The following is a 4,615-nucleotide window of genomic DNA, read 5'->3' as shown; positions in this document are numbered from 1 at the left end:
TTGTTTTGTAAAAGCTTAGAACCCCTGCAGGGCGAGGCTAGCGGGAGCGTGCCCCGTTTAAGACCTATACTGCATATTATTTTACAGCTTCTTTTTCAAGACCATACTGCATATTTCATTTTTATCCTAATGCCTGCTTTAAATCCGAAATCAAATCCTCCGCATCCTCAATACCTACAGACAGGCGGAGGGTGGTTTCATATATTCCGTTTTCCGCCAAAATCTCTTTTGGTACGTCCGCATGAGTTTGGGTCAGGGGATAGGTCAAAAGACTTTCCGTTCCTCCCAAGGACTCCGCAAAATAAATCAACTGAATTCTCTTTAAAATTTCTTTAGCCTCCTCACCGGATTCCACGTCGAAGGAAATCATCGCCCCGAAGCCTCTGGCCTGCTTCTTCATCAGTTCATGCCCGGGATGATTGGGAAGTCCCGGATACAAAACCCTCTTTACCTTCGGGTGTTTTTCTAAAAATTCCGCAATTTTCAGACTGTTTTCCTGCGCCTTTTCCATACGAATGGCTAAGGTCTTGATGCCTCGTAAAATCAACCAGCTGTCAAAGGCATCCAGTCCTGCTCCGGTAGTCTTAAACAAGAAACGAAGTCTTTCCTGAAGTGCCTCATCCTTTACCACAATAAAGCCTGCAATGGCATCATGGTGTCCGGATAAAAACTTGGTGCCGCTATGCAGCACAATATCCGCCCCAAGCTCCAGAGGATTTTGAAAATAGGGAGAAAGGAAGGTGTTGTCCACAATCAAAAGTAAATTATGTGCCTTACAAAATTTCCCCAGCGCTTCTATATCATTTACATTCATGCAAGGATTTGTAGGACTTTCCAGAAAAATGGCCTTGGTATTCTCCTTAACTTCCTTTTCCCAGCCATCCTCATGAAGGGATACCCTGGAAAACTGAAGACCGTTCTTCTCATTTACCTCACGAAAATATCGAATGGAGCCGCCATATAGGTCACGATCAATTATAATATGGTCTCCCGGACGAAAAAGCTCCATAATACAGGCCAACGCCGCAATTCCTGAAGACAGGGCAATGCAATCCGTACCGTGTTCTAAAGAAGCCACCACCTTTTCCAGCTGTGCTCTGGTGGGGTTTTGCAAACGAGAATAATCGTAGGGATTCTTCCCCCCTACCTCCTGATGAATAAAGGCGGAGCTTGGGTAAATAGGATAGGAAATCGCCCCGTAATGCTCCTCCTTATTCTGTCCTTCCAAGTGTTGACATCGTGTACTGATATGATATGCCATAATTCTTTCCCTCTTTCTTCCTCTATGATAAAAAAATCCCTTTTTTCTTTTCCTGCACACTGTAGCATAAAAAAGCAAAAAGGGATAATGCAAAATATTAAGATTTAGTTATAGGGATAATTTATAACAAGTATGTTTTTTGTTGATATTGAATATAACAAAGCTCCGACCGGAAGCTTTCATGAACTATCGTATATCTTGGCGGAAACACCGGCTTCCTACTTCCGAATCAAGCCTTGTAGAAACAACAGCTTTATTTTCCCGGGTCCACCATGGATAGGATATTCATATCCTTATCAAAGGTCACCTCCACCTTGGTGCCGATTTCGATGCCCTGAGAAAGTCCGGAAATGTCGGACTTATCAATCTTGTTCAGCTCATAGTCCTTGCCGTCATTTCCCTTAACGCTTACGCTGTTCATGGCTGCATCGGTGATAGTTCCCGTAATCACGGTTAAATCCTTCTTTTCCTTGCCGCCTTCTTCCTTCCCCTTTGTTTCAGCAGTAGTGGACTCCTTTGCCTTGGCAGCTTCTGTAGCAGCCTTACTTTCCTTATCTTCCCCTTCCTGACCGGTCTTTACTTCCGCTGTTGTTGCTGCGGCGCTACTCTCTGCAGTGGACGCCTTCTTTCCGCAGGCCAAAATTCCCATAGCCAAAAGTGCTGCCAGTACTAATCCTCTTTTTCTCATCTTCAACCTCCTTGAGCTCTATGCATTTAACAGGAACTTATCAATTTTGATGCTCCTACACGCTATTTTTCTTATGCGGCAAAAACGAAGCAAAAGCTTCTCTTAACCCCCACTATACAGGAAGAAGAGGAAGAAATACAAACAAATTCTTTAAGGCTTTCCTAGGATTCTTCTAAAACTGTTCTGCAAGCAGATTCATCATTCTACTCCGCATACAGGCAAATCTTGCCGCTTTCCAGTGTTTCCGGTATGGAAATCAAACGCTGGTTTCGGGATCCCCGGAACAAAAGCCTTAAATCCTTCTCTTCTAAATGGAACCTGCCATCTACCAGAACGGAAAGCTGTGAAAACAATTCCAAAATTTCTTCCTTCTCTTTACCCTCTCTTTGCATAAGCTCCTCATAGCGGTAGCCGCTGAAACACCAAAGATCCTTCTCCGGAAGGCGCTCCTTCATTTTCCGAAGAAGCGGCAGTAGTGCATGAAGATTTTTCGGCACCAAAGGTTCTCCCCCAAGAAGGGTCAAGCCTTGAATTTCCTTTTTATCAAGGGCTTGCAAAATCCTTTCCTCCACTTCCTCCGTAAAAGCTTCTCCAAAGGAGGGATTCCAGGAAGCCTCATTAAAGCAGCCCTTGCAGGCATGGGGACAGCCGGAAACAAAAAGGCTCACTCGGATACCGGGGCCGTTGGCAATATCAAAGTATTTAATTTCTCCGTAGTGCATATTTCCTCACAGATGTAACACTCTGTCCTTAATCTCCTGGGTTCTGCCCTGGTTCCAGAACTGGGTGCCGATATAGCCGCAGGTTCTTCTGGCAACAGACAGCTGATCCTGATTCTCATTTCCGCAGTTGGGGCAACGCCACTGGAGCTTTCCGTAACTGTCCTCCACAATCTGAATCTCTCCGTCATAACCGCAGGCACAGCAATAGTCGGACTTGGTGTTTAACTCCGCATACATGATATTTTCATAGATAAAATGCATCAGGCTTAAAACCGCAGGAATATTGTTCTGCATATTGGGAACTTCCACATAACTGATGGCTCCTCCCGGAGAAAGCTTCTGGAAGTCCGCCTCAAAGGCCAACTTGGAAAAGGCATCAATCTTTTCGGAAACATGAACGTGATAGGAGTTGGTAATGTAGTTCTTGTCCGTGACTCCCGGAATGGTTCCGAAGCGCTTCTTCAAAGCCTTTGCAAACTTATAGGTAGTGGACTCCATGGGGGTTCCGTAAACGGAGTAGCTGATCTTTTCTTCCTCTCTCCACTTCTTACAAGAGTCGTTCAGCTTCTCCATAACCTTTAAGGAAAATGCTCTTCCCTCCTCTGTGGTATGGGACTTTCCAAGCATCCGTACGCACATCTCATAAAGACCTGCATAGCCCAGAGAAATGGTGCTGTAATTGTTGTAAAGCAGCTTGTCGATCTTCTCGCCCTTCTTCAGTCTTGCCAAGGCACCATGCTGCCACAAAATAGGCGCCACATCGGAAACCGTACCTAAAAGTCTCTCATGGCGAAGCCGTAAGGCCTTGTGGCAAAGCTCCAGCCTTTCCTCTAAAATCTGCCAGAAGCTGTCCATATTTCCCTCAGAGGAACAAGCCACATCCACCAGATTGATGGTTACCACACCCTGATTAAAGCGACCGTAATACTTGTGGGCACCATTTTCTCCCAAGCCTTCCTTGTCCTCTGTTAAGAAGGAACGGCAACCCATACAGGGATACACATCTCCTCCCTTATACTCCCGCATAATCTTTGCGGAAATGTAGTCTGGAACCATACGCTTTGCAGTACACTGGGCAGCAAGCTTGGTCAAATGATAATAAGGCGCATCTTCGGTAATATTGTCCTCATCCAAAACATAGATGAGCTTGGGGAAGGCCGGAGTAATCCAAACGCCCTTTTCATTTTTTACGCCCTGCATTCTCTGATGAAGCACTTCTTCGATAATGAGAGCCAAATCCTCTCGAGTCTTCCCTTCAGGAACTTCATCCAAATACATGAACATGGTCACAAAGGGCGCCTGTCCGTTACAGGTCATTAAGGTAATCAGCTGATACTGGATGGTCTGGATTCCGCTCTTAATTTCTTCCTTCAGACGGCGATTTACGATTTTCGCAATGATGTCCTCATCCATGCTCTCGCCGGTTTCTTTTCTTTCCGCAATAACCGCTTCCCGAATCTTCTGTCTGGAGATATCTACGAAAGGTGCTAAATGGGAAAGGGTAAAGGACTGTCCGCCGTACTGGTTGGAAGCCACCTGTGCCACAATCTGGGTGGTTACATTGCAGGCAGTGAAGAAGCTGTGAGGCTTTTCAATCATGGTTTCGGAAATCACCGTGCCGTTTTGCAGCATATCCTCCAGGTTGATTAGGTCACAGTTATGCTCCTTCTGAGCATAGTAATCAGAATCATGGAAGTGAATAACTCCCTCTTCATGGGCCTTTACAATATCCTCCGGAAGCAAAAGTCTTCTGGTTAAATCCTTGGAAACCTCTCCCGCCATATAGTCTCTTTGGGTACTGTTAATAACAGGGTTTTTATTGGAGTTTTCCTGCTTTAGCTCTTCATTTGCCTGATCGATTAATGCCAGAATATCCTCATCGGTGGAGTTGGCTTTTCTTGCCATCTCTCTCTTATAACGATAACGCACATACTTCTGGGCCAC

General features: G+C 45.4%; 4 protein-coding genes. All 4 read right to left on the bottom strand.

The window, feature by feature from the left end; all coding sequences use genetic code 11:
* Window positions 1–121 precede the first annotated feature (121 nt).
* A complete protein-coding gene (locus RDQ32_RS10765; RefSeq protein WP_308580482.1) occupies window positions 122–1,261 on the bottom strand; it encodes a PLP-dependent aspartate aminotransferase family protein in 1,140 nt (379 codons plus the stop codon).
* Between the two features lie 253 nt (window positions 1,262–1,514).
* Window positions 1,515–1,949 (bottom strand): hypothetical protein, encoded by a 435-nt coding sequence (locus RDQ32_RS10760; RefSeq protein WP_308580481.1) that lies wholly within the window; start codon window positions 1,947–1,949, stop codon window positions 1,515–1,517.
* A gap of 203 nt (window positions 1,950–2,152) precedes the next feature.
* Window positions 2,153–2,671, bottom strand: a complete 519-nt coding sequence (gene nrdG, locus RDQ32_RS10755) for an anaerobic ribonucleoside-triphosphate reductase activating protein (RefSeq protein WP_308580479.1) — start codon at window positions 2,669–2,671, stop codon at window positions 2,153–2,155.
* Window positions 2,672–2,677: 6 nt separating this feature from the next.
* The coding region (nrdD, locus tag RDQ32_RS10750; protein WP_308580477.1) for an anaerobic ribonucleoside-triphosphate reductase at window positions 2,678–4,615 on the bottom strand (1,938 nt) is incomplete at its 5' end.

Source organism: uncultured Oribacterium sp. (assembly GCF_902481605.1).
GTDB lineage: Bacteria > Bacillota > Clostridia > Lachnospirales > Lachnospiraceae > Oribacterium > Oribacterium sinus.
The sequence above is the reverse complement of the archived record's forward strand: the minus strand, read 5'-3'. Positions and strand labels throughout refer to the sequence as shown.

Bases quoted from the DNA above. Each gene is read 5' to 3' on its own strand.
- RDQ32_RS10765 (WP_308580482.1), bottom strand. From the start codon at position 1,261: ATGGCATATCATATCAGTACACGATGTCAACACTTGGAAGGACAGAAT.
- RDQ32_RS10760 (WP_308580481.1), bottom strand. From the start codon at position 1,949: ATGAGAAAAAGAGGATTAGTACTGGCAGCACTTTTGGCTATGGGAATT.
- nrdG (WP_308580479.1), bottom strand. From the start codon at position 2,671: ATGCACTACGGAGAAATTAAATACTTTGATATTGCCAACGGCCCCGGT.